At 57.2% G+C, this 21976-nt stretch carries 22 protein-coding genes; 9 read left to right on the plus strand and 13 right to left on the minus strand.

Annotated elements, in window-relative coordinates; translation table 11 throughout:
* Positions 1-131 precede the first annotated feature (131 nt).
* The 5 genes from coaBC (at position 132) to slmA (ending at position 5022) form a co-directional block, all read left to right on the plus strand.
* A complete protein-coding gene (gene coaBC / locus A6R74_RS18850) occupies positions 132-1427 on the plus strand; it encodes a bifunctional phosphopantothenoylcysteine decarboxylase/phosphopantothenate--cysteine ligase CoaBC (RefSeq protein WP_064236005.1) in 1296 nt (431 codons plus the stop codon).
* Complete coding sequence (dut, locus tag A6R74_RS18855) at positions 1424-1882, plus strand: dUTP diphosphatase (protein WP_064236006.1); 459 nt, start codon at positions 1424-1426, stop codon at positions 1880-1882. Before coaBC ends, dut begins: the two co-directional genes overlap by 4 nt.
* A gap of 61 nt (positions 1883-1943) precedes the next feature.
* Complete coding sequence (locus tag A6R74_RS18860) at positions 1944-3329, plus strand: phosphomannomutase/phosphoglucomutase (protein WP_064236007.1); 1386 nt, start codon at positions 1944-1946, stop codon at positions 3327-3329.
* Positions 3330-3494: 165 nt separating this feature from the next.
* A complete protein-coding gene (gene argB, locus A6R74_RS18865) occupies positions 3495-4394 on the plus strand; it encodes an acetylglutamate kinase (protein WP_064236008.1) in 900 nt (299 codons plus the stop codon).
* Between the two features lie 19 nt (positions 4395-4413).
* Entirely contained in the window at positions 4414-5022 is a 609-nt protein-coding gene (gene slmA, locus A6R74_RS18870; protein WP_064236009.1) for a nucleoid occlusion factor SlmA, read from the plus strand.
* Between the two features lie 94 nt (positions 5023-5116).
* On the opposite strand, the gene rpoH is transcribed toward slmA, so the two are convergent.
* From rpoH to ftsY, 4 genes are all read right to left on the minus strand, one after another.
* Positions 5117-5983 carry an RNA polymerase sigma factor RpoH gene (gene rpoH / locus A6R74_RS18875; RefSeq protein WP_064236010.1) on the minus strand — a complete coding sequence of 289 codons (867 nt, stop codon included), beginning with the start codon at positions 5981-5983 and terminating at the stop codon, positions 5117-5119.
* 193 nt (positions 5984-6176) lie between these two features.
* Positions 6177-7220 (minus strand): permease-like cell division protein FtsX, encoded by a 1044-nt coding sequence (gene ftsX / locus A6R74_RS18880; protein WP_064236011.1) that lies wholly within the window; start codon positions 7218-7220, stop codon positions 6177-6179.
* Positions 7217-7885: a cell division ATP-binding protein FtsE gene (ftsE, locus tag A6R74_RS18885; RefSeq protein WP_064236012.1), complete on the minus strand. Its 669-nt coding sequence runs from the start codon at positions 7883-7885 to the stop codon at positions 7217-7219. The genes ftsX and ftsE overlap by 4 nt, the downstream gene beginning before the upstream one ends.
* On the minus strand, positions 7882-9081 hold the full coding sequence (gene ftsY / locus A6R74_RS18890; RefSeq protein ID WP_064236013.1) for a signal recognition particle-docking protein FtsY: 1200 nt from the start codon (positions 9079-9081) through the stop codon (positions 7882-7884). Before ftsY ends, ftsE begins: the two co-directional genes overlap by 4 nt.
* Positions 9082-9171: 90 nt before the next feature.
* Here ftsY and rsmD point away from each other — a divergent pair, with 90 nt between their 5' ends.
* Positions 9172-9816 carry a 16S rRNA (guanine(966)-N(2))-methyltransferase RsmD gene (rsmD, locus tag A6R74_RS18895; protein ID WP_064236014.1) on the plus strand — a complete coding sequence of 215 codons (645 nt, stop codon included), beginning with the start codon at positions 9172-9174 and terminating at the stop codon, positions 9814-9816.
* Positions 9817-9951: 135 nt separating this feature from the next.
* A complete protein-coding gene (gene zapB, locus A6R74_RS18900) occupies positions 9952-10146 on the plus strand; it encodes a cell division protein ZapB (protein ID WP_064236015.1) in 195 nt (64 codons plus the stop codon).
* Positions 10147-10170: 24 nt separating this feature from the next.
* Here zapB and A6R74_RS18905 read toward each other — a convergent pair whose 3' ends face one another.
* From A6R74_RS18905 to A6R74_RS18940, 8 genes are all read right to left on the minus strand, one after another.
* Positions 10171-10635: a GNAT family N-acetyltransferase gene (locus A6R74_RS18905; RefSeq protein ID WP_064236016.1), complete on the minus strand. Its 465-nt coding sequence runs from the start codon at positions 10633-10635 to the stop codon at positions 10171-10173.
* Positions 10625-11500 (minus strand): hypothetical protein, encoded by an 876-nt coding sequence (locus A6R74_RS18910; RefSeq protein WP_064236017.1) that lies wholly within the window; start codon positions 11498-11500, stop codon positions 10625-10627. The genes A6R74_RS18905 and A6R74_RS18910 overlap by 11 nt, the downstream gene beginning before the upstream one ends.
* Positions 11497-11805: a BolA family protein gene (locus A6R74_RS18915; protein WP_064236018.1), complete on the minus strand. Its 309-nt coding sequence runs from the start codon at positions 11803-11805 to the stop codon at positions 11497-11499. Before A6R74_RS18915 ends, A6R74_RS18910 begins: the two co-directional genes overlap by 4 nt.
* Positions 11806-11847: 42 nt before the next feature.
* A complete protein-coding gene (locus A6R74_RS18920; RefSeq protein ID WP_064236019.1) occupies positions 11848-13251 on the minus strand; it encodes an MFS transporter in 1404 nt (467 codons plus the stop codon).
* A 135-nt stretch (positions 13252-13386) separates the two neighbouring features.
* A complete protein-coding gene (locus A6R74_RS18925; protein WP_064236020.1) occupies positions 13387-13773 on the minus strand; it encodes a hypothetical protein in 387 nt (128 codons plus the stop codon).
* Between the two features lie 84 nt (positions 13774-13857).
* Entirely contained in the window at positions 13858-15369 is a 1512-nt protein-coding gene (gene lysS, locus A6R74_RS18930) for a lysine--tRNA ligase (RefSeq protein WP_064236021.1), read from the minus strand.
* Between the two features lie 34 nt (positions 15370-15403).
* Positions 15404-16502 (minus strand): peptide chain release factor 2 gene (gene prfB / locus A6R74_RS18935; RefSeq protein ID WP_121499426.1). Its coding sequence is split into 2 segments (ribosomal slippage): positions 15404-16426 and positions 16428-16502, totalling 1098 coding nucleotides; the frame shifts between segments, so codons are not numbered across the junction.
* A gap of 160 nt (positions 16503-16662) precedes the next feature.
* Positions 16663-18015, minus strand: a complete 1353-nt coding sequence (locus tag A6R74_RS18940; RefSeq protein ID WP_064236022.1) for an OmpP1/FadL family transporter — start codon at positions 18013-18015, stop codon at positions 16663-16665.
* Positions 18016-18280: 265 nt separating this feature from the next.
* Here A6R74_RS18940 and A6R74_RS18945 point away from each other — a divergent pair, with 265 nt between their 5' ends.
* Together A6R74_RS18945 and A6R74_RS18950 are read left to right on the plus strand one after the other, a co-directional pair.
* On the plus strand, positions 18281-18709 hold the full coding sequence (locus tag A6R74_RS18945) for a MerR family transcriptional regulator (RefSeq protein ID WP_064236023.1): 429 nt from the start codon (positions 18281-18283) through the stop codon (positions 18707-18709).
* Positions 18706-21255: a heavy metal translocating P-type ATPase gene (locus tag A6R74_RS18950; protein WP_240488270.1), complete on the plus strand. Its 2550-nt coding sequence runs from the start codon at positions 18706-18708 to the stop codon at positions 21253-21255. Before A6R74_RS18945 ends, A6R74_RS18950 begins: the two co-directional genes overlap by 4 nt.
* A gap of 91 nt (positions 21256-21346) precedes the next feature.
* Here A6R74_RS18950 and A6R74_RS18955 read toward each other — a convergent pair whose 3' ends face one another.
* Positions 21347-21976 (minus strand): YitT family protein, encoded by a 630-nt coding sequence (locus A6R74_RS18955; RefSeq protein ID WP_064236024.1) that lies wholly within the window; start codon positions 21974-21976, stop codon positions 21347-21349.

Genomic DNA, 21976 nt, shown 5'->3' on the forward strand with positions numbered 1-21976 from the left:
ATCACCACACTTAGCCTCACAACAAGAAGCTCATTAAACCTAGCTTAACCTTGTTTACGACCAATATGCCAAATTGTTGGTGCCAGTGGTATGGTAAGTCCCCTTACGAACGTGGATATGGATCACTGACCATGGCCTCTGCTGTTAACTCGACAAGCGCCTCGACGCTCGCAGGCAAACGCATACTGCTTGGCGTGAGTGCGGGTATCGCTGCCTATAAAAGCGCGCTGATTGTGCGCCTGCTCAAGCAGGCGGGCGGCGAGGTGCGCGTGGTGATGACCGACGGGGCTCAGGCCTTTATTACCCCGCTCACGCTGCAGGCACTCTCCGGCGAGCCCGTGCGCACCTCCCTACTCGACCCCGAAGCCGAGGCGGGCATGGGTCATATTGAGCTGGCCCGCTGGGCAGATGTAGTGCTGATCGCTCCAGCGACTGCCGACCTTATCGCTCGCTTGGTGCACGGTATGGCCGACGACCTGCTCACCACGCTCTGCCTGGCCTCTGAAGCGCCCAAACTGATTGCCCCGGCGATGAACCAGGCCATGTGGCGCCACCCTGCTACCCAGCGCAACGTCGTGCAGCTGGAGCGTGACGGTTGGCAGCCCATAGGCCCCGACGCCGGTGATCAAGCCTGTGGCGATGTGGGGCCTGGCCGCATGAGCGAACCTGAAGAGATATTCAACGCGGTAACGGCGCTATTTGCAGCTCCTCTCACCACTGCGCCACACAGCGATGCCCCCCATGTGGTGATTACCGCTGGCCCCACCCGGGAACCGCTGGATCCGGTGCGCTATATTTCCAATCACAGCTCGGGGAAAATGGGCTTTGCCTTGGCCGCAGCGGCAGCAGAACAGGGCGCCAATGTCACGCTGATCAGCGGGCCAGTTAACCTACCCACACCCCAGGGCGTAACGCGGATTGACGTTGAGTCAGCCGAGCAGATGCACGCCGAGGCGCAGCGACTAGCGCCCCAAGCGGAGCTGTTTATCGGCTGCGCGGCGGTTGCCGACTACCGCGCGGCGGCACCTGCCGAGCATAAGCTCAAAAAGCAGGACGATAGCGATACACTCACCCTGACGCTGGTTAAAAATCCCGATATTATCGCCAGCGTCGCGGCACTACCCGCCAAACAGCGTCCGCTGGTGATCGGCTTTGCCGCCGAAACCCAGGAGGTTGAGCGCTACGCCCAGGATAAATTACAGCGCAAAGGACTGGATATGATCGTCGCCAACGATGTTTCCCAGGCCGGTCTAGGCTTTGGCAGCGACCAGAACGCCGCCTGGTTACTCTGGCGCACGCCCCACGGCGTCGAGAGCCGTTCAGAAGCAGCGCAGCCGAAGACCCAACTGGCTACCACCATTATCCGTCAGGCGCTCGCCCTGCTACCCACAACAGCCCCTACGAAAACATCTGGAGAGTCTCAATGAGTGCCCGCCCCCGCCTGCAGTGCAAAGTATTAGATGAGCGTTTGCACGACTACCTCCCTGCCTACGCGACGGCTGGTTCGGCGGGAATGGATCTGCGCGCCCTGCTGGATGAGCCGTTACTATTAGCGCCCGGCGATTGTCAGCTCGTACGTACCGGCATTGCCATCTATATTGAAGATCCAGGCTTGGCGGGTATGATCCTGCCACGCTCCGGTCTGGGGCATAAACATGGCATTGTGCTGGGTAATTTAGTGGGTTTAATCGACTCAGATTACCAGGGCGAACTGATGATTTCGGTCTGGAACCGTGGTCAAAGTACGTTTACGCTAAACCCTTTTGATCGACTGGCCCAGTACGTGCTTGTGCCTGTCGTACAAGCCGAGCTCTCCTTGGTGGACGCTTTTGAAGACTCCTCCCGGGGCAGCGGCGGGTTTGGCAGTACGGGCAGTCAGTAGCGAGTCATCACGCCTGCTTTAGGAAGCCTTTAAGGAAACGTCCGTTTAGCTGGGAAGCCCTATGAACGCACACTCTGTACCCGCTTCGATTTTCCGCGCCTACGATATTCGCGGTATCGTTGACGACACGCTCACTGAAGAGACGGTCGAAATGATCGGGCGTGCTGTCGGCTCTGAAGCCGCCGCGCGGGGCGAATCCAGCGTGGTAGTCGCCCGCGACGGTCGCCTTTCAGGCGCTCGGCTGCAAGCAGCGCTGATGCGAGGCCTCAACGCCGCAGGGTGCGACGTGATAGACATCGGCATGGTGCCCACCCCGGTGCTCTACTTCGCCACTCATGTACTGGATGGCACCCAATCGGGGGTGATGGTCACCGGTAGCCATAACCCTCCTGACTACAACGGCTTTAAAATCGTGCTGGGTGGCGAAACGCTCTCCGGCGATGCCATCACCGCTCTGTTTGAGCGCATTCAGTCAGATGCGCTGGAAACGGGACAGGGCAGCATTACCCGGCAGGATATCCGCGAACGCTATTTAACGCGTATTTTAGGCGACGTTAAGATCAATCGGCCAATCAAGGCCGTCGTCGATTGTGGCAATGGCGTAGCTGGCGAGCTCGGCCCGCAGCTGTTGGCTCGTCTGGGCATTGATACCATCCCACTGTTCGCCGAGATTGATGGCCATTTCCCCAACCACCACCCTGATCCTGGCAAGCCGGAAAACATGCAGGATTTGATGCACAAGGTACGAGAGACTGGCGCCGATATTGGCCTGGCCTTCGACGGGGATGGCGACCGCCTGGGCGTTGTTACGCCCTCCGGCAAGCTGATTTACCCCGACCACCTGCTGATGGTGTTTGCCACCGATATGCTCGCGCGTAAGCCTGGTGCCAAGGTTATTTTTGATATCAAGTGCACCGGCAATTTGGTCAAAGTAATCAGCGAGGCCGGCGGCGAACCTGAAATGTGGCGCACCGGGCACTCGATGATCAAGGCGCGCATGAAGGCGACCGGCGCCCAACTAGGTGGGGAGATGAGCGGGCACATTTTTTTCCAAGAGCGCTGGTACGGCTTCGACGATGGCATCTATGCCGCTGCTCGGCTGGTGGAGATTTTTGCCAACCAAGCCGACGATGCGGATACGTTTTTTGCCCACTTCCCTCAAGACGTTGCGACCCCGGAAATTAATATTGCGGTTAGCGACGCTGACAAATTTTCTCTGATGGATAAGCTTGCTCGTGAGGGCGACTTCGGCGAAGGTATCAAAACAACGTTGGACGGTATCCGCGTTGACTACCGGGATGGCTGGGGGCTGTGTCGCGCTTCCAACACCACGCCTGCACTGGTAATGCGTTTTGAAGGCAAAAATGATACCGCGCTAGCACGCATCAAGGCCGTTTTTAATGATGCGCTTCGGCGCGTCGCACCAGACATCGAGCTGCCCCACTGACCAGGCAAGCTCAGCAGATAGTTCTTCAATCTTCAAATAGCTCTTAAAATCGTACTTAAAACAGCTAGGCGCTGAAGGGATCACGACCACCTAGAAAGCGTGACCCTCATCACTGAATCAACATAAACGTTAGCAGCACAATAAACGTTCGCAAGGGACAACCTCATGAGTTCAGCCAGTCGCGACCCCCAAGTCGTTGTGGAGGTGCTTTCCGAAGCCCTCCCCTACATTCAGCAGTTCTCGGGTAAAACCGTGGTGGTCAAATACGGCGGTAACGCCATGACCGAAAGCACCCTGATTGACTCCTTTGCCCGCGATATCGTGTTAATGAAGGAAGTCGGTATCAACCCGGTAGTGGTGCACGGTGGCGGGCCGCAGATCGGCGAACTCCTCAAAAAGCTCAATATTGAGTCGCGCTTCGTCAACGGCATGCGGGTTACCGACTCGCAAACCATGGACGTTGTCGAGATGGTGCTGGGCGGCTTAGTCAACAAAAGCATCGTCAACCTGATCAACCAGAGCGGTGGCAAGGCGATCGGCCTGACCGGTAAAGACGGTTCACAAATTCGCGCCCGCCAGCTCAAGGTGGAACACCAAAGCCCCGAAATGACCGCCCCTGAGATTATCGATATTGGCCATGTAGGCGAAGTTGAGTCGATCTCAACCGAGCTTATTGAGATGTTGGCGGCGCGTGACTTTATCCCGGTGATAGCCCCGATTGGCGTCGACGCCGCCGGCCACAGTTACAATATCAATGCCGACCTAGTCGCAGGCAAAATCGCCGAAGCGCTCAATGCAGAAAAGCTGATGCTGCTGACCAATGTCGCCGGATTAATGAACACCGAAGGCGAAGTCCTCACCGGTTTAAGCACTGCTCAGGTGGATGACCTAATCGCCGATGGCACGATTTATGGCGGCATGCTGCCTAAAATCCGTTGCGCACTGGACGCGGTGAAGGGCGGGGTAAACAGTTCGCACATTATTGATGGCCGTGTCCCCCACGCGGTGTTGCTGGAAATTTTCACCAACGCTGGGGTAGGTACTCAAATCAAGGACGCGAGCTAACCGCGACGGAGGCCACATCATGAGCGAAGATCAAAAACCTCGCCGCCGCGAGCAGATTCTCCAAGCCCTGGCATTAATGCTTGAGGAAGATAGCGGCAAGCGCATCACGACAGCTGCCCTCGCCCGACAGGTCGGCGTTTCAGAAGCGGCGCTCTACCGCCACTTCCCTAGCAAAGCACGTATGTTTGAGGGGCTGATCGACTTTATTGAAGAGAGCATTTTTGCCCGCATCACGCGCATTCTGGAGGACGTTCCCGACGCCACCAACCGCTGCGGTACCATACTGGCGCTGCTACTGGGTTTTGCTGAAAAAAACCCTGGCCTAGCCCGAGTAATGGGCGGTGACGTGCTCACTGGCGAAACCGCCCGACTACGCCAGCGGGTTAACCAGCTATTTGAGCGCCTGGAGATGCAGTTGAAGCAGATTCTGCGCGAAGCCGAACTGCGTGAGGGCCTGCGCCCCACGATTCCCGCCTCTGCCGCTGCCAATTTGCTAGCGGCCCAGGCAGAGGGACGAATTTCTCAGTATGTGCGTAGCGACTTTAAGCGACTGCCCACCGAACACTGGGAAGATCAGTGGTCGCTGCTGTCAGCCCACTTACTGCGCGCCACAGCACAGCCCGCTTAGGCTGAAGCACTGACCACATTAAAAAACCGGCTCCCTTTTAAAGGGGCCGGTTTTTTACTGCTGAAAAGCCACAAACCGCACGACTAGTGCGATCTTAGGCAACCATTGCCTCGCCCATTTTCTGACGCAGCTTTTTCATGGCATTTTTTTCCAGCTGACGGATACGCTCTGCACTGACCCCGTAAACGTCGGCCAGATCATGCAGCGTTTCTTTGCTATCAGCCAACCAGCGGCGCTGCAGAATATCCCGCGAGCGCTCATCTAGCTCCTCGAGGGCAAGCTGTAAACGCCGGGTCGAGTCTTCCTCGAAGTTGCTATCTTCCAACTGCGTGGCAGGGTCGGAAGCAGCATCGTCCAAGAAGTGAACTGGCGCTTGGTAGGTGCTCTCTTCATCATCGCCTGCCGGGGCGTCGTAACCCGCATCGTAAGAAGAGAGCCGCCCTTCCATGTCGCGCACAACCTCGGGTTTGACATCGAGATCTTTAGCAATGGCATCAACTTCGTCGTTATTTAACCAAGCCAGACGCTTCTTAGCTCCACGCAGGTTAAAGAACAGCTTACGTTGCGCCTTCGTTGTCGCGATTTTAACGATTCGCCAATTGCGCAGCACGAATTCGTGAATTTCCGCTTTGATCCAGTGCACGGCAAACGAGACCAGACGAACGCCCTGGTTCGGGTCGAAGCGCTTGACGGCTTTCATCAAGCCAACGTTACCTTCTTGAATCAAATCTGCCTGCGGCAGACCATAGCCCGAATAGCTACGCGCGATATGCACCACAAAGCGCAAATGCGACAGCACCAAACGACGAGCGGCTTCCAGATCGCCTTCATCGTAGAGGCGATAAGCAAGTTCGCGCTCTTCATCGGCCGTTAATACCGAAATTCCATTGACCGCGCGGATATACCCGCCGAGGTCGCCGCCGGGCGAAAGCTGCCCCACCGGTAGAAGACTAGTGCTCATGTGCAGGTGGTCTCCCCTGTAACCCATCGTGGTTGACGTAGCACGTTATCAATAACCTATTACAAAATCGTGATACTAATTCAGTGATACGACGCCTGTAATCCTAAGACCTTAACGTAAAAATAAAGTTCGCACGTTAAGTAATTTAGCCGTATCGCATTATTTGCCTAAAACCCATCCAAAAACCCATCCATCATCTTGGCCGAATGCTTGAGAGATGGCGTGTCACCGCCAACCAGGCACCCAGCCAGCCTAGTAGTGTACTGCAAGATAGCAGAATTGTAGAGCCTGTCACGTCGAGTTGGGGTAACGAGAAGCTCGCCCCGTAGCTCGCCGCCAGTGCAGCTACTGGCAATGACAACCAGTGATTACCCAGGCCTAACAACCCCAGCGCTAACAGCCCACCGCCCAATCCGTACCAGGCACCGCTATACAGAAAAGGCCGCCTGACAAACGCATGGGTAGCGCCAATTAGCATCACCACTTCAATCTCCCGGCGGCGACTCTCCACCGAGAGACGAATGGTATTGCCGACCACCAGCAGTACGCCCAGCCCAAACAGCGCTCCCAGTGCCAGCGCCACACGGCGGCCTAGTTCGGCTAAGTTTCTTAGCCGCTCCACCCAGGCCAGATCGAGGCGCACCTCATCGACTCCTGCGAGCGCTTCAAGGCGGCTGGCCAACTGTTGCATGGCAACCGGCTCAACGCTTTCAGGGCGTACCACCATACTGATAGGTAACGGGTTACTCTCCAACCCCGCTAAGGCATCATCGAGCCCCAGCGACTGTTGAAACTCCGCCATGCCCTGCTCGGCGCTAATTAACTGGGTTTCGAGCACGTTGGCTTCCGCATTGACCGCCTCTTCGATACGTAGCGCTTGGGCATCGTCGGCAGTCAATTCAAGATAAACCGTTAGCGTAGCGCTCTCATCAAGCTCCGCATCCAACAGGCGCGCGCTATCCAGGGTTAACCACAGCGCGGCTGGCAGCACCAGCGCAATAGCAATCGCCAGCATGGTCAGCAGATTACCCAGCGGGTAGCGTACCAAGCGCTGAAAGCTGTCCCACGCCATGCTGCGGTGGTGGCGCCCCCAACCCCGTAAGCGGCTGGAAAAACGCGTCTGCTGCGATCTGGCGCCCCGCTGGGGGGCTTTATCGACCGCTGGTTTAGCAGCCGCTTTGCGCGGCGTTTTTAATGCCGCGCCTTGTCGGCGCTTTGGCGTCATCGACGGTTTCATACCGCCCCCTCATCGGCGACCAAACGACCATCGCTTAAACGCAGGATGCGGTGGCGAAGTCGAGCAATCAGGGCCAAGTCGTGACTGGCGATCATCACCGTGGTACCAATCCGGTTAAAATCCTCAAACAGCCCCATGATGTCCGCCGAGAGTTGGGGATCCAGATTGCCCGTTGGCTCATCGGCCAGCAGCAGCGCGGGCTTATTGACCACTGCCCGGGCAATGCCCACCCGCTGCTGCTCACCACCTGATAGTTCTATGGGCAGCGCTTTTTCACGATGCAACAACCCCACTTTGTCTAACGCGGCACGCACGCGTCGTGCAGCCTCACGTGGCTCAATGCCCTGGATTTCCAATGGCAGGGCGACATTGTGAAAAATACTGCGATCAAATAACAGCTGGTGATCCTGGAAGACCACGCCAATTTGACGCCGATAGAACGGCACTTGGCTGGCATGCAGTTGGGCAATATCGTGGCCCGCCACGACAACGCGACCGCGACTAGGCTTCTCAAGACGCATCACTAGGCGTAGCAGCGAGCTCTTCCCTGCGCCGGAGTGGCCGGTCAGAAACACCATCTCGCCCCGGGCAACCCGAAAGTTAAGATGCGCTAGCGCTTCAAAGCGTCCGCCGTAGCGTTTTCCCACATGCTCAAAAGCGATCATGCGCTGGCATCATCCCCTTGGCGGTCAAACAGCGCCTGGACAAAATCATTGGCCTCGAAGGGGCGCAGATCGTCGATACCCTCCCCTACGCCAATAAAGCGAATCGGTGTTTCCAGCTGTTTGGCCAGCGCGAAAATAATCCCGCCTTTGGCAGTGCCGTCCAGCTTGGTCAGCGTGATCCCGCTGACCGGTACGGCGTCATTAAAGGTGCTGGCCTGGGAGATAGCGTTTTGGCCGGTGCCCGCATCCAGCACCAGCATCACTTCGTGAGGCGCCGTATCGTCGAGCTTCTGCATCACTCGATGGACTTTTTTCAGCTCTTCCATCAGGTGGCTTTTGTTATGCAGCCGCCCGGCGGTATCGGCGATCAGCACATCAATACCCCGGGCGGTGGCGGCCGCTACCGCATCGTAAATCACCGAGGCGCTATCGGCGCCGGTGTGCTGGGCGATCACCGGCACCTTGTTGCGCTCGCCCCATACTTTGAGCTGTTCGACAGCCGCGGCACGGAAGGTGTCACCGGCCGCTAACATGACGCTTTTGCCTTCGCGCTGAAAACGCTGGGTGAGCTTGCCGATGGTGGTGGTTTTACCCACCCCGTTAACGCCCACGACTAAAATAACAAAGGGCCCTGTGCCTGCCTTCTCAAGCACAAGCGGCTTGGCCACCGGCGCCAGCATGGTAGATAACTCCTCTTGCAGGCCACGGTAGAGTGCCTCAGGGTTGTTCAACTCCTTGCGCGAGACGCGCGCCTCCAGGCGGCCAATAATCTCGCTAGTGGCGTCAATCCCCACATCGGCCATCAATAGCTGCGTTTCCAGATCTTCCAGCAACTCGTCATCGATCTGTTTTTTACCTAGAAACAGATCGGCAATACCGTCGGTTAAATTGGCGCGGGTTTTTCCCAAGCCTGACTTGATACGCGCAAACCAACCTTTTTGGTCGCTTTTGGCCACCGGTTTGTCTTGCAACGCAGGCGCGGGTGTTGGCTCTGGCTCTGGCTCTGGCTCTGGCAAAGTTTCCGGTGCCTTTAAGCTCTCTTCAACCGCTTTATCGGAAGCGTCGGGCGTTGCACTATCCGGCTCAACGGTTTGCTCTTGAGGCTGCTCGTCTAACGGCTCTTCCTGCGCCTGCTGCGGGTCTTGAGTCGCCTGCTGCTGATCTTGCTTATTCTTACGCTTAAAAAAACCAAACATGAGTGTTACCCGACATAAATAGTGAACATTAAGGTTATGCTAACACCGTAACCCAAGACTTTGGATAAACCGCCCGCTACAATCCGCCTTATGACACGACAACGCCCCCCTCGATCCTCTACGTCTCGCCGCACGCCTGCTCAGCGGGCGGGCAAATCATCTGGTAAGCCCCTCGGTAAGCCAGTTGGGAAGCTTCGCATTATCGGCGGCGAATTCCGCCGCCGCCAGTTGCCGGTGCTGGATAGCCCCGGCCTACGACCAACCCCCGACCGCGTGCGCGAAACGCTGTTCAACTGGCTGGGACAGCAACTTTACGGCCAGCAGGTGCTCGATCTATTCGCGGGTAGCGGCGCGCTGGGTATTGAAGCCTTTTCCCGCGGCGCGGCGTGGGTCGATTTTATCGAGCGCGACCCGCGGGTAGCGGCGCAGCTGTCGACCAATCTGGCAACGCTCAATATTACCGCAAGCGCGGTGCATGTTAACGATGTTCAGAGCTACCTGACGCGCCCTGCCAAGCCCTATGCGCTGGTCTTTCTCGACCCGCCTTTCCATCAGCAGCTAGCCGCGCCCTGCTGTGCGGCGCTAGAAATCGGCGGCTGGTTATCGGAGGAGGCGATGATTTATCTGGAAACCGAGACATCGCTGGCCCCCAACGTGCCCGCCAACTGGCTATTGCACCGCGAAACCAAGGCTGGCGAAAGCACCGCGCGACTCTATCTACGCCAAGTGCCGTAAACAGCGCTTGCCGCCACGCGGCGGTGGCGTTACGCTCGCCTCATTCGTCCCTACTGACAAGCTGTGCGCTTGTTCTTTTGGGTGACTTTTTATGACCTAATTTTGGGTTTTCGTTTTTACGCTAGGGAGAGATACATGAGTCTGGAGCTATTTAATCAGCTTGAACAGAAAGTCACCGATACCGTTGACGCACTGGAGATGATGAAGCTGGAAAATGAAGAGCTAAGCGGCGAAAACGCCAAACTGAAAGAGGAGCGTGAAGAGTGGGAGCGTCGCCTCAACAGTCTACTCAGCAAATTTGACAGTCTCGACACTTCCAGCACGTCCTAACCAATGGCTTGAGGCGCTGCTACCCTAAAGTAATTGGGACATCAGCAGCGCGTCCTCACGCCCGACGGCGCCTTGCGGCGTTGCCGATAAAGAACCTTGAGGTGGATAGTACCCTTTGCGCCGCCCATCTTCGCTAAACCCACAGCGCTGATAAAGCCGGATAGCGCTAAGGTTACCCACGCGCACCTCTAGCAGCAGCCGCTCACTCAACCAGCCGCGTGCGGTGGCCAGTACAGCGTCCATCAGTGCACGACCGGCTCCGCTCCGGCGCTGCTCGGGATGCACGCCGATCGCTTGCAGCTCCGCTTCAAACGGTAGTCGCGCTACGATGGCGTACCCTAACAGCAGTTCATCCTGCCACCAGCCCAACACACAGCTGTCCTGGCTGCCCAATGCGGCGAGCATTTGCGCGTCGGAAGTCCCGCTCTGCGCGTGACGTTCAAGCGCAATTAGCAGGGCCAGGTGCTCAACGTTGAGTTCAGTGATCATCCGTTGCCTGCTTAGCATCAGCCGCCCATAGCTGGCCTAGTGCTTGAAGCGCGGGCCAAAGATCGCGCTTGCTTTGGCTACCGTCGAGCAGCGACGCAAGCGTGGGCCCCTGCCATAGGGGCAGCGAGAGCGTTTGGCTCTGACCATCCGCCACGTTCAGTATGCGATCCAGCGGCGCTTGCTCAGCCCTTGATTCGGTATCGGGCTCGGCTTCCAGCTCACCCCACCAGAGCAGTCTCTCCAACTGCCACCCCTGGCGACTCACACCGCCAGCGATGAAAGCCGCCAGACCTTCGCGGGCTTCATCCAATGGATCTTCAACTACAAAGGCATTGGCCATTTGTGGCCAGGTGAAGCGCGTCGCTTCAGGCATTGTGCCCCGCTGAATGCCCACTGCCTGTAACAGATTAGCCAGCAGCTGCTGTTCAAGCACACTCATTTCACCCGCCTGCAGCACCAGCCAGCGGCCCTCAAGACACACACAGGAGAGTTCAAACTTAAGGGGTTTGGCTGGCGTGGCAGGCGCCACTTCGACGCTAGGCGTCGCCGCTTCTGGGCTGGCAATCGCCGGTTTCTTTTGTGCTGGCTTGTCTTGACCCAGCAGTGCTCGCACCGCAGTGGGAGAAGTAATGGCTTCGCTTGGGGTCTGGGGTTCGGGCGCTTGCGGTTTGGACGTTTGACGTCTGGGCGCGGGGGCGTCGTCTAGCAACGCCTGCAGCCGCTCCCGCGGCGGCGTCGGGGCAGGCGTCGCGTCCTCCCACTCACAGGACTCAGTAGGTAGTGCGTTAGGTAACTGGTATTTAGCGGCCCAGGCGGTAATACCCATGGCGTCTAAATAGTGACGCCGAGTGACTTCCTGGTTCACTGACCGCCGCCGCGACAGTTGGGAGAATTCGGCCGTTCCCCGCCCCGCGCCTGCCACTCATTAGGCGTATAAAGATGCAGTGCCAACGCATGCACCGGGCCCGAGAGCTCGTCGGCCAACAGCGCATAGATTTGTTGATGACGCTTAACCGGCATCATACCGTCGAAGGCTTCGCTCACCAGGGTCACCTTGAAATGGGTTTCCGAGTTCGCGGGCACATTGTGCATATGGCTTTCATTTTCAACCTGCAGCACGTCGGGCGCGAGCGCCGCTAACTTCTGCTCAATCTGTGTCTGCAGCGTCATGGAGTTCTCCTTAAGGATCAGAAACCACTTTATTGTACGCGCTTACTGCTTCGCAGACGATGCCCTACGGGCGTGTAACGCGCGTCTTGCCAGCGGCATGCGTGCCAAACTGGCCAACAATGCCAGCAGCGTGGTCGCGGCGCCCAGCCAAAGCGTCACTTGCACCGGCCAACCCAGGGCCAACGCAGCCCCTACCAGAGCCACGCCAAACGACTGCCCCACCGTGCGTGTGGTACTCATTACCCCAGAAACATTCGAGCTGCGCTCCGCTGGCAGGCTGCCCATCATTTCGCGATTATTGGGTGGCTGGAACAGCCCGAAACCAATGCCGCATAGTGCGGTACGCCATAGGCTGCCTACGACCCCGGTCGACTCATCGACAAGCGCCAGCGCAATCAAACCTATGATGAGCAGACCAAGACCGGTACTTGAAAACACGCTGGGGTTGATACGATCAGCTAAGCGTCCCGCGACTGGCCCCACTAGCATAATCGCCAGTGGCCAGGGAGTGAACAGCCAGGCGGTTTCCAGTGGCGAAAAGCCCATCTGCTCCTGGTAGAAAAACGACAGTGCTACAAAAGTAAGCCCCTGGCCGATAAAGGCAAGCCCCGAGGCAGAGACGGCCAAGGTAAAGCGTTTCTCAGCAAACACACTCAGCGGCAACAGCGGGTAAGGTGCACGCCGTTGGCGATGAACAAATCCGCTAAAGGCAAGCACGGCCAACAGCGCCCAGCCTCCGCTTTGCCAAAGCGGGGCGGCGTGGCTCACGGCGTCCATGGCGATAAAGAAACTGGCCAGCATTACGATGGAGAGCAGCGCACCCGCCACATCAAAGCTGCCTTTGCGTGGCTCTTCCCTGGGCAAGGCCCGTTTGGCCAACCACAGCGAGCAGAGACCCAGCGGCGCATTTAACGCAAATAGCCAGGGCCAGTCTGCAAACGACAGGATCACACCGCTTAGCGTGGGCCCTGCTGCATAGCCTCCGGCCACCACCAATGCACTCAAGCCAAGGGCACTGCCCAAAAGCCGTGAGGGAAAAATGGCCCGATAAAGCGAGGGACCGATCGACAGCGTGGCCGCAGCGCCTAGCCCCTGGAAGGCTCGAAACACCAGCAGCGTTTCCAGATTGCGCGACAGCGCGGCCCCTAGCGCGGCAACAACAAACGTTGCGAGCCCAAATAAGTAGAGTCTGCGACGCGTAATCAACTCGCTAATACCCGCAAACACGAGCAAGAAAGCCGCGCAAACAACCTGGAAGAGGTTGGTAATCCATACGGCTCGGGATGCCGACACATCCAAATCGGCAGCAATGGTAGGCAGCGCCAGATTGATCATGGTGGTGTCGACCACCGCCATCAAGGTACCGGTTACCAACGCCAGTACAGCAAGGGCGCGTTCAGGACCGGGTAAACCATCATCTCCCGGGCGGGTTTCAAATAGTCGCATGAGTGGCGTTCCTAAGCGAAACAGCTAAAAGCAGAAAACCGGCCTAAGCCGGTTTTTCGATACACTTGCGCTAGGTGTTACTTGGATAGTCAGCTAGCAAGCGCCAGGCAGAACCCAATATTAGCACGCTAATCGCTAGTCCTGCTCACTGTCGAGCAACAGCGCGTCATCCACTTCTGAGATTTCCAGCGGCGTTTCGTCGTCCAAGTCAATCGCGAGGTAGCTGTGCTCAACGCGCACAAACTCTTGAAACAGAGCCCAGTCAAGTTTGCCCGGCCACTGCCGTTCGTCCTCTTCCCAAGCGCGCAGCTCAGTTTCGAGAATTTCCACGTAGCGGTCGCGTACAAAGGTTTCCAGTGCTTCCGGGGTATCCATCTCGGGAATTAGGTAAATGGTACTTTCGCGCTCGACGTCGTCCAGGGTCAGGTCATCGTCTCCCATGGTGGGTTCGAGCGCGTTGATCCAGTCCACAAAGGGCTGGGTCGGCCTGACGCTCAGTGCGGAGCGGTTAAGCAGTTTCATGGGATTCTCCTCGCCGTCGAAACGTTGATCATTATGGGCGCTATAACGCGCCCTTACCAACTTTTCATCCGTTATCTTAGCGTGTTAGTCCACTTCAGGGCGCATCGCCGGGAACAGCAGTACATCCCGAATCGAGGCGCTATCGGTGAACAGCATCACTAGCCGGTCAATACCGATGCCTTCACCGGCGGTGGGCGGCATGCCGTACTCCAAGGCACGCACGTAATCCGCGTCGTAATACATCGCCTCCAGGTCGCCAGCATCTTTTTCCGCTGACTGAGCGCGGAAGCGCTCCGCCTGGTCTTCGGCGTCATTGAGCTCCGAGAAACCGTTGGCGATTTCGCGACCACCAACAAAGAACTCAAAGCGGTCAGTGACGAAGGGGTTGGCATCGTTACGCCGTGCCAACGGGCTAACTTCTGCCGGGTATTCGGTGATAAAGGTCGGTTGATCGAGCTTATGCTCGGCCACTTCTTCAAAGATCTCCGTTTGCACCTTGCCCAGGCCCCAGCTCTCTTTGACCTTGATGCCGAGCTTTTCAGCAGTGGCCCGCGCCGCTTCCAGCGAATCCAGATCACTGTCGGCAATGCCGTCACCGTGGTCGAGAATCGCCTGTCGCAAGGTTAAGCGGGCGAACGGCTTGCCGAAATCGTAGCTGGCACCCTGGTACTCAATAATGGTGCTACCCAGCACCTCTTCGGCCGCCGTGCGCAGCATGGCTTCGGTCATATCGAGCAGATCACGGTAATCCGCGTAGGCCCAGTAGAACTCCACCATGGTGAACTCTGGATTGTGGCGCGTGGATAAGCCTTCATTGCGGAAGTTGCGGTTAATCTCGAAGACTTTTTCGAAGCCGCCCACCACCAAGCGCTTGAGGTAAAGCTCCGGCGCGATACGCAGATACATATCGATATCCAGCGCATTGTGGTGAGTAATGAAGGGGCGCGCCGCCGCACCGCCAGGAATCGGCTGCAGCATGGGCGTTTCCACTTCCATAAAGCCGCGCGCTTCAAAGAAACGACGCATGGAGCTGATCACCGCGGCACGGGTTTCAAACACCTTGCGCGACTGCGGGTTCATGATCAGATCCACATAGCGCTGGCGATAGCGGGCTTCCATATCGGTGAGGCCGTGAAACTTATCCGGCAGCGGGCGCAGGCTCTTGGTGAGCAACTGCGCCTCTTTCATCATCACGTACAGATCGCCCTTGCCGGATTTATGCACCGGCCCGTGGGCGGCGACGATGTCGCCAATATCCCAACTTTTAACGTCTTCAAGCACGTCGGCGGGCAGGCCTTTTTTATCCACGTAAAGCTGAATTTGCCCAGCCACATCCTGAATGACGATGAAGGGGCCACGTTGACGCATCACACGGCCGGCCACCGAAGCATGGTGATCCAACGCTTCAAGCTCGGCCTTGTCTTTATCGCCGAAGGCGTTTTGCAGCTCAACGGTTAAGCTATCGCGACGAAAATCATTGGGAAACGCACTCTTTCCCTGCTCAGCGGCGCGTTCGCGGCGAGCGGTCAGCTTGGCTCGTCGCTCGGCGATCAGGTGGTTTTCGTTGTCTGCAGGAGACGCGTCTTGGTTAGCCATGGGGCACCCTATTTATGTTCAAACGCTAAAAAGATTACAAACCTTGCTTCAAGCTAGCGACGATAAATTGATCAATATCCCCGTCGAGCACTTTATCGCAGTTGCTGGACTGCACGCTGGTGCGCAAATCCTTAATACGCTGGTCGTCAAGCACGTAAGAGCGGATCTGACTGCCCCAGCCGATATCGGATTTTGAGTCTTCGGCCTCCTGCTTGGCGGCATTGCGCTTTTGCATCTCGTGTTCCCACAGCCGCGCTTTCAACTGTTTCATGGCGAAGTCGCGGTTGGCGTGCTGGCTGCGCTGCCCCTGGCAGGCGACCACAATACCGCTGGGCTCGTGGGTAATCCGTACCGCCGAATCGGTGGTGTTAACGTGCTGACCGCCCGCGCCGCTAGAGCGGTAGGTATCAACGCGCAAGTCCGAGGGATTAATTTCCACCTCGAAACTGTCATCGATTTCCGGCGACAAAAACACGGAAGCAAAAGAGGTATGCCGGCGGCCGCCCGAGTCAAACGGGCTCTTACGTACCAGGCGGTGTACGCCCGTTTCGGTGCGCAGCCAGCCGAAAGCGTAGTCACCCTGGATATGCACCGTGGCCGACTTAATGCCTGCCACTTCGCCCGCGGAGATTTCGGTGATATCGGCTTTAAAGCCGTGGCTTTCTGCCCAGCGCAGGTACATGCGCAGCAAAATATTGGCCCAATCCTGGGCTTCAGTGCCGCCGGAGCCGGACTGAATATCCAGGTAGGCGTTATTCTGATCCATATCGCCGGAGAACATGCGCCGAAACTCAAGCTTCTCAAGCGCTGCCTGCATGCTATCCAGCTCTTTGCATACTTCTTCGACGGTGCCTTCGTCCTCTTCCATTTCGGCAAGCTCAAGTAGATCCCGGCTATCGCCCAGGCCCTGCTCAAGCTCGTCAATGGTTGCCACAATGGCTTCGAGGGAGGCGCGCTCTTTGCCTAGCTTCTGCGCATAGTCTGGATCGTTCCAGACATTGGGGTCTTCCAGTTCGCGGGTAACCTCTTCTAGCCGATCTTTCTTCTCGGCATAGTCAAAGATACCCCCTAAGAACAGCTGTCCGCTCAGACAGGTCCTTGAGCTGGTTGTGAATCGGATTGGTTTCCAACATGGGATCGCCCTAGCTTGGTCTACTCGGATCGAAAGAGGTGTATCGATCAGAAAAGCGCATAGTGTAACGAAAGCCGGCACACCCCGCATCCAATGGCAGCCACCCAGCAATAAAAAACCCGGCGTGCGCCGGGTTTCATTGGGGTTTGGCTCTCTAAAGCTTAAAAGCGATAGGTCAACTGCGCACCAAAACCGTGGGCTTCGTTTTTGTAGTCGGCTGAGTAGGAGGCGCCGCCTACCGGCTGGCCACCCGTGGCCTGGCTGGCCAGCAGGTCGCTACGCTCCTGATCAACAAAAGTCCCGCGTTCGGTGAGGTAGGAGTACGCCACGTCAATAGTCATATCAGGCGTTGGGCTCCACCCTGCCCCCAGCGAGAAAATCCGCCGATCATCGGAAGGAATACGAACGCTGCGGTCTTCATCATTGGTGGGTGTAAAGTCCAGCGTCACCCCAGCACGAAGCGCTAGTGTCTTCGTTAACTGATATTCGCCGCCAGTGGCAAATGCCCATGCGTTTGAGTAGTTTTGAAGTTCTTGAGTAATCGTATTGCCTTGGCTACCGGTAACCAGAATTTGATCAAAGTGGCTCCAACGCACCCAGGATGCCCCAAACATCAGCTTGAGACGATCGCTCATCTGTTGAGTTACTGAGAAGTTAACCGTCTCTGGGGTGGTTAAATCCAGGCTCGCGGTATCTGAGCGAAGGACATTACCCAGAGGGTCGGTAGCGCTAAAATCCCCTTCTAATGTGTAGTCCACTTTTGAACGGTAGGTTAGCCCCAAGGTGGTTTCGGGTACCGGGCGATAGATTACGCCTAGGTTGTAGCCCCACGCTTCGTCTTCACCGTCAACGCGCGAGTCGATGTCGTTCTCAGCATTAAAGGTTGGCTCAGAGGGAAGCTGGCGACGTAGCTCACCTTCTACTCGGTTGTAAGTAACGCCCGCACCTACTGACAACTGGTCATTAAAGCGGTAAGAAACTGTCGGCTGCGCACTAACCACCTTGACTTCGGTGTAGTCGCCAAAATAACGACCCTGGAAGTCATCTTCGTAATCGGTTTTTGAGCCAAAGGGTGCATACACCCCAAACCCGAACGCTAGCCGATCAGTCACTGGCTGCGCATAGAAAGCAAAGGGTACAGGCGTTCCTGGCACCATATCGCCGGCGTTCCCCCCTGGAATGCTACCGACGGGAATCTGATTACCATTTGGCGCACCACCAAGCGCGACCCCAGAGTCAATATAGCGAGAAGCCTCGACATTAGAGATGTCAGTATTCACATTTAGATACGTAGCACCAACGGTAACCTGGGCTCGGTCTAAAAACGACATGCCCGCCGGGTTACCGTACACAATGGTTGCATCATGAATATTAGAGCTGCGCCCGGCATGGCCGTAGCCCTGCCCACTCACGCTCTGCTCGTTGACCTGATATCCGCCCGCGTGGGCTTGGCTGGCGAAGGCAGTTGCTGTAATAGCAGCGGCCAGGGTGAGCTTATTAAATTTATTATTCATAGTGGGCCTCTCTTCCCGATGATCCAGTGGATACCGACAATCCACTCTCGTTATTCTTTACATGACTGTTTTCTCGCAACTGGGCCAAAGGTTCAAGGGCAAACGTTCGTTTTATTTTATTTTTGACTTATACATTAGTCGCACGGTCGTTTTAAATCAGTGTTTTAGTCATTTTAACGTCTTCCACAAAGGTCGCCTTGACCTATGGGTAACCCATAGGTTCTACACTTAACAGACACTATTTAACCGGTCGGGAGAACAGGCCATGAAAGTTAATGAGCTTGCCAAACGGGGCGGTGTTACCGCCGAGACCGTACGCCACTACGCGCGTGAGCGGCTACTTGCCCCGCAGCGCCATCCGGATAATGGCTATCAGCTATTTTCAGATACCGACTTAGAGCGGCTGCGCTTTATTCAGCGCGCCCGCAAGCTCGGTTTTAGCGTGGCGGAGATCCGCGACATCCTGACCCACGCCGACCAAGGCGACTCCCCCTGCCCCTTAGTACGCGACTTACTCGCCAGCCGCCTGCCACAAATCCGCGCACGTATTGCTGAGCTTGAAGCGCTGGCAGAGCGAATGGAACAGGCTATGGACAGTTGGCAGCATATGCCCGACGGCTCGCCCAATGGACACAGCGTTTGCCGTTTAATTGAGAACTTCCCCGAGACAGCACCTGCTAAGGAAACACCATGAGTGACTCTAGTAATGTCGTCACTATTCGCACCATCCCCGGCATGAACTGCCAAGGCTGCGTAAAGCGTATGCGCGAGGCAGTGCAAAACGGTGACCCTAGCGCCGACGTAACCGGCACGCCCAGCGAAAAACGCCTTGAGGTGGTTTCATCCTTAACTGACGCTGAGCTGGATCAGTACTTAACCGAGGCGGGTTATCCACCAACCGCAGCTCTGGACGCAACAGCCCAAGACACAGCTGATACGCAGTCAGATACCGCAGCAGCTTCTGATGCTGAAGCTACAAAAGCCGCAAATGCCCATGTCCAAGGACAAGGCAAAAAGCAGCGACTGGCGATTAGTGGGATGACCTGCGCCAGCTGCGTTAAGAGCGTGCAGAAAGCGCTTGAGCGCACGGAAGGGGTCGACACCGCCAGCGTCAATTTCGGCAGCCACTCTGCTCAGGTATTCGGCAGTGCTGAAACCCAGACACTGATCGCTGCCGTGGAGGCGGTGGGCTATGGAGCAGAGCCCATCGTGGATATGCGTGAGGCCGAGCGCACGCGTGCTGAACAGGACGCCAAGACCTACCAACGGCGACTGCGCGGCAGTGCGATCTCGTTGGCATTGGCGATTCCGCTAATGATGAGCATGTTGTTTTTCCACCCCCACCCGATGGGCATGGGGCGCCTCTACTGGCTGGTAATCGGCTTGTTAACCTTGGGTATTTTGGCCTTCCCAGGACGCCACTTTTTCGTCAACGCCTGGAAGCAGTTTAAGCATCATCAGGCCAATATGGATACCTTGGTCGCCATGGGCACTGGTGCCGCCTGGCTGTATTCCATGGCCGTTGTGCTATTTGCGCCATGGTTGCCCGAGGTTGCCCAGGGCATCTACTTTGAAGCCTCAGCGATGGTGATCGGACTAATACTTCTCGGCAATGCCATGGAGCTGCGCGCCCGGGGACGCACTAGCGACGCGCTAAAACGATTGCTTGACCTGCAGAGCCGAACGGCGCGGGTGATTCGCGACGGCCACGAGCAGGAGATTGAGATTGACGCGGTGCGTGCAGGCGACCAGATACGGGTGCGCCCCGGCGAGCGCTTGCCAGTAGATGGCGACGTCGTTGAAGGCCAAAGCAATATCGACGAGTCGATGCTCACCGGCGAGCCGCTGCCGATCGCCAAGCGCGTGGGAGATGAGGTCAGCGCGGGCACGGTGAATGGCAAAGGCAGCTTGATCTATCGCGCCACACGGGTGGGCGCGGATACCCGCTTGGGGCAAATTACCGAACAGGTAGCGAGTGCCCAAAACTCGCGCCCACCGATTGGCGAGCTGGCCGACCAGGTCTCCAGTGTATTTGTACCCTCAGTCATGATCATTGCCGTACTGACGGCGCTGATATGGTTCAACCTGGGCCCAGCGCCCCAAGTGATTCATATGCTGGTCACAGCGACCACCGTGCTGATCATTGCTTGCCCCTGCGCATTGGGCTTGGCGACGCCGATCTCTACCATGATCGGCGTCGGTAAAGCGGCAGAGCAAGGGGTACTGGTACGCAGCGGCGAGGCACTGCAAACCGCCAGCAAGCTGACCACGCTGGTAGTCGATAAGACCGGCACGCTTACCCAGGGCAAGCCTAGCGTGACCGATGCGCAGCTGTTTGGCGTCGAGCAATCCACTGCGTTGGGGTGGGTGCACGCGCTGGAGCGCGGCTCCGAGCACCCGCTGGCGGCGGCGCTCATGAGCTACGCGGATGAACAAAATGCTAAACCTGCTGAGATTCACGCTTTTGACAGCGTCACCGGAGGCGGGGTCAAAGCCCAAATGCCCGGCGGCAAAACACTACTACTGGGCAATGCGCGACTGCTTAAAGAAGCGGGGGTGGATCTTGCAGCAGGCGAAGAGCAGGCACGGTCGCTTGAGGAGCAGGCGCGCACGCTAGTGTACCTGGCGGTGGACGGCAAGCTGGCCGCCCTGTTTGGCATCAGCGACCCGCTTCGCCACGACACCGTGGCCGCGATCAAACGCCTGCAAAAAGATGGTTTAACCATCGTGATGTTAACCGGGGATAACGAGCACACCGCCAAAGCTATTGCCCAGGAAGTGGGTATTGACGAGTTCCGGGCAGGTTTGCTGCCTGAGGATAAACACGCTGAAATTGAGCGCCGTCAGCAAGCAGGTGAAATCGTTGGCATGGTCGGCGACGGTATCAACGACGCCCCCGCGCTAGCCAGGGCGAATGTCGGCTTTGCGATTGGCCAAGGCACCGATGTGGCGATTGAGAGCGCCGGTATCACGCTAATGCGCGGCTCGCTGCACGGTGTGGCGTCTGCGATCGAGATCAGCCGCGCCACGCTGCGCAATATCAAGCAAAACCTGGTGGGCGCGTTTGGTTATAACCTGCTGTGCATTCCCATCGCCGCGGGGGTGCTCTACCCGCTCACCGGCACGCTGCTCTCACCGATGATCGCGGGCGCTGCCATGTCGCTCTCTTCCATCACCGTGGTGAGTAACGCCAATCGATTACGACTCTGGAAATCGCCCAGCCAGGAGAACGCCGCATGAGCTTATTGATCAACTTGGCGGGGCTAGGGCTTATCGCCGCTATCGTATGGTGGTTCTGGCTCGCGTAGCCTTTCTAACTATCGTAGCCTTTCTAACTATCGCCAATATAGCGCCCTGGCTTATGGTTCAGGGCGATAATCAGATTGAGGGTCAACGCGCCCAGCACTGAATAGCCCACGCGATCAAGCGGTAGCTGCGTTAGCGCAATCAACAGAATAACGCCATCGATGGCCAGTTGAACGTAGCCTGCGCGCAGGCCGTGTTTATCCTGCAAATAGAGCGCGAGGATATTGATGCCGCCCAGGCTAGTACGGTGGCGAAATAGCATTAACATGCCAATGCCCATCAGCGCGCCGCCCATCAAAGCAGCATAGAGCGATGGCACGTTGGCAAACTGCACCCAGCCCTGGGTCAGCTCCGAAAATAGCGATACCAAGCCGATGGCGGCGAAGGTGCGCAGGGTAAAACTCCAGCCCATCCGCTTTACTGCCAAGTAGTAGAACGGTAGGTTAATGGCAAAAAAGTACACCCCAAAGCCCCAACCGGTAACGCTGCTGGTCATATAGCTCAACAGCAGCGCCAAGCCTGCCGTACTGCCGGTCAGTAGCACTGCATGGGTATAAAAGGTCACCCCCAGCGCGACGAAGAACGTCCCCAGCAGCATCGCCATGACATCTTCATAGGGGCGATGCTGATCCGTTGGTAAATCTTCCACGCGCAT

The sequence above is a fragment of the Halomonas sp. ALS9 genome (assembly GCF_001651035.1).
Classification (GTDB): domain Bacteria; phylum Pseudomonadota; class Gammaproteobacteria; order Pseudomonadales; family Halomonadaceae; genus Vreelandella.

What these genes read in the sequence shown, in the direction of transcription:
- rpoH (WP_064236010.1), bottom strand. Translation starts at nt 5,983, where the DNA reads ATGAGCACTAGTCTTCTACCGGTGGGGCAGCTTTCGCCCGGCGGCGAC.
- A6R74_RS18860 (WP_064236007.1), top strand. Translation starts at nt 1,944, where the DNA reads ATGAACGCACACTCTGTACCCGCTTCGATTTTCCGCGCCTACGATATT.
- A6R74_RS18950 (WP_240488270.1), top strand. Translation starts at nt 18,706, where the DNA reads ATGAGTGACTCTAGTAATGTCGTCACTATTCGCACCATCCCCGGCATG.
- slmA (WP_064236009.1), top strand. Translation starts at nt 4,414, where the DNA reads ATGAGCGAAGATCAAAAACCTCGCCGCCGCGAGCAGATTCTCCAAGCC.
- coaBC (WP_064236005.1), top strand. Translation starts at nt 132, where the DNA reads ATGGCCTCTGCTGTTAACTCGACAAGCGCCTCGACGCTCGCAGGCAAA.
- A6R74_RS18915 (WP_064236018.1), bottom strand. Translation starts at nt 11,805, where the DNA reads ATGACGCTGCAGACACAGATTGAGCAGAAGTTAGCGGCGCTCGCGCCC.
- A6R74_RS18925 (WP_064236020.1), bottom strand. Translation starts at nt 13,773, where the DNA reads ATGAAACTGCTTAACCGCTCCGCACTGAGCGTCAGGCCGACCCAGCCC.
- rsmD (WP_064236014.1), top strand. Translation starts at nt 9,172, where the DNA reads ATGACACGACAACGCCCCCCTCGATCCTCTACGTCTCGCCGCACGCCT.
- argB (WP_064236008.1), top strand. Translation starts at nt 3,495, where the DNA reads ATGAGTTCAGCCAGTCGCGACCCCCAAGTCGTTGTGGAGGTGCTTTCC.
- A6R74_RS18940 (WP_064236022.1), bottom strand. Translation starts at nt 18,015, where the DNA reads ATGAATAATAAATTTAATAAGCTCACCCTGGCCGCTGCTATTACAGCA.
- dut (WP_064236006.1), top strand. Translation starts at nt 1,424, where the DNA reads ATGAGTGCCCGCCCCCGCCTGCAGTGCAAAGTATTAGATGAGCGTTTG.
- A6R74_RS18920 (WP_064236019.1), bottom strand. Translation starts at nt 13,251, where the DNA reads ATGCGACTATTTGAAACCCGCCCGGGAGATGATGGTTTACCCGGTCCT.
- zapB (WP_064236015.1), top strand. Translation starts at nt 9,952, where the DNA reads ATGAGTCTGGAGCTATTTAATCAGCTTGAACAGAAAGTCACCGATACC.
- A6R74_RS18905 (WP_064236016.1), bottom strand. Translation starts at nt 10,635, where the DNA reads ATGATCACTGAACTCAACGTTGAGCACCTGGCCCTGCTAATTGCGCTT.
- A6R74_RS18945 (WP_064236023.1), top strand. Translation starts at nt 18,281, where the DNA reads ATGAAAGTTAATGAGCTTGCCAAACGGGGCGGTGTTACCGCCGAGACC.
- ftsE (WP_064236012.1), bottom strand. Translation starts at nt 7,885, where the DNA reads ATGATCGCTTTTGAGCATGTGGGAAAACGCTACGGCGGACGCTTTGAA.
- A6R74_RS18955 (WP_064236024.1), bottom strand. Translation starts at nt 21,976, where the DNA reads ATGCGCGTGGAAGATTTACCAACGGATCAGCATCGCCCCTATGAAGAT.
- lysS (WP_064236021.1), bottom strand. Translation starts at nt 15,369, where the DNA reads ATGGCTAACCAAGACGCGTCTCCTGCAGACAACGAAAACCACCTGATC.
- ftsY (WP_064236013.1), bottom strand. Translation starts at nt 9,081, where the DNA reads ATGTTTGGTTTTTTTAAGCGTAAGAATAAGCAAGATCAGCAGCAGGCG.
- ftsX (WP_064236011.1), bottom strand. Translation starts at nt 7,220, where the DNA reads ATGAAACCGTCGATGACGCCAAAGCGCCGACAAGGCGCGGCATTAAAA.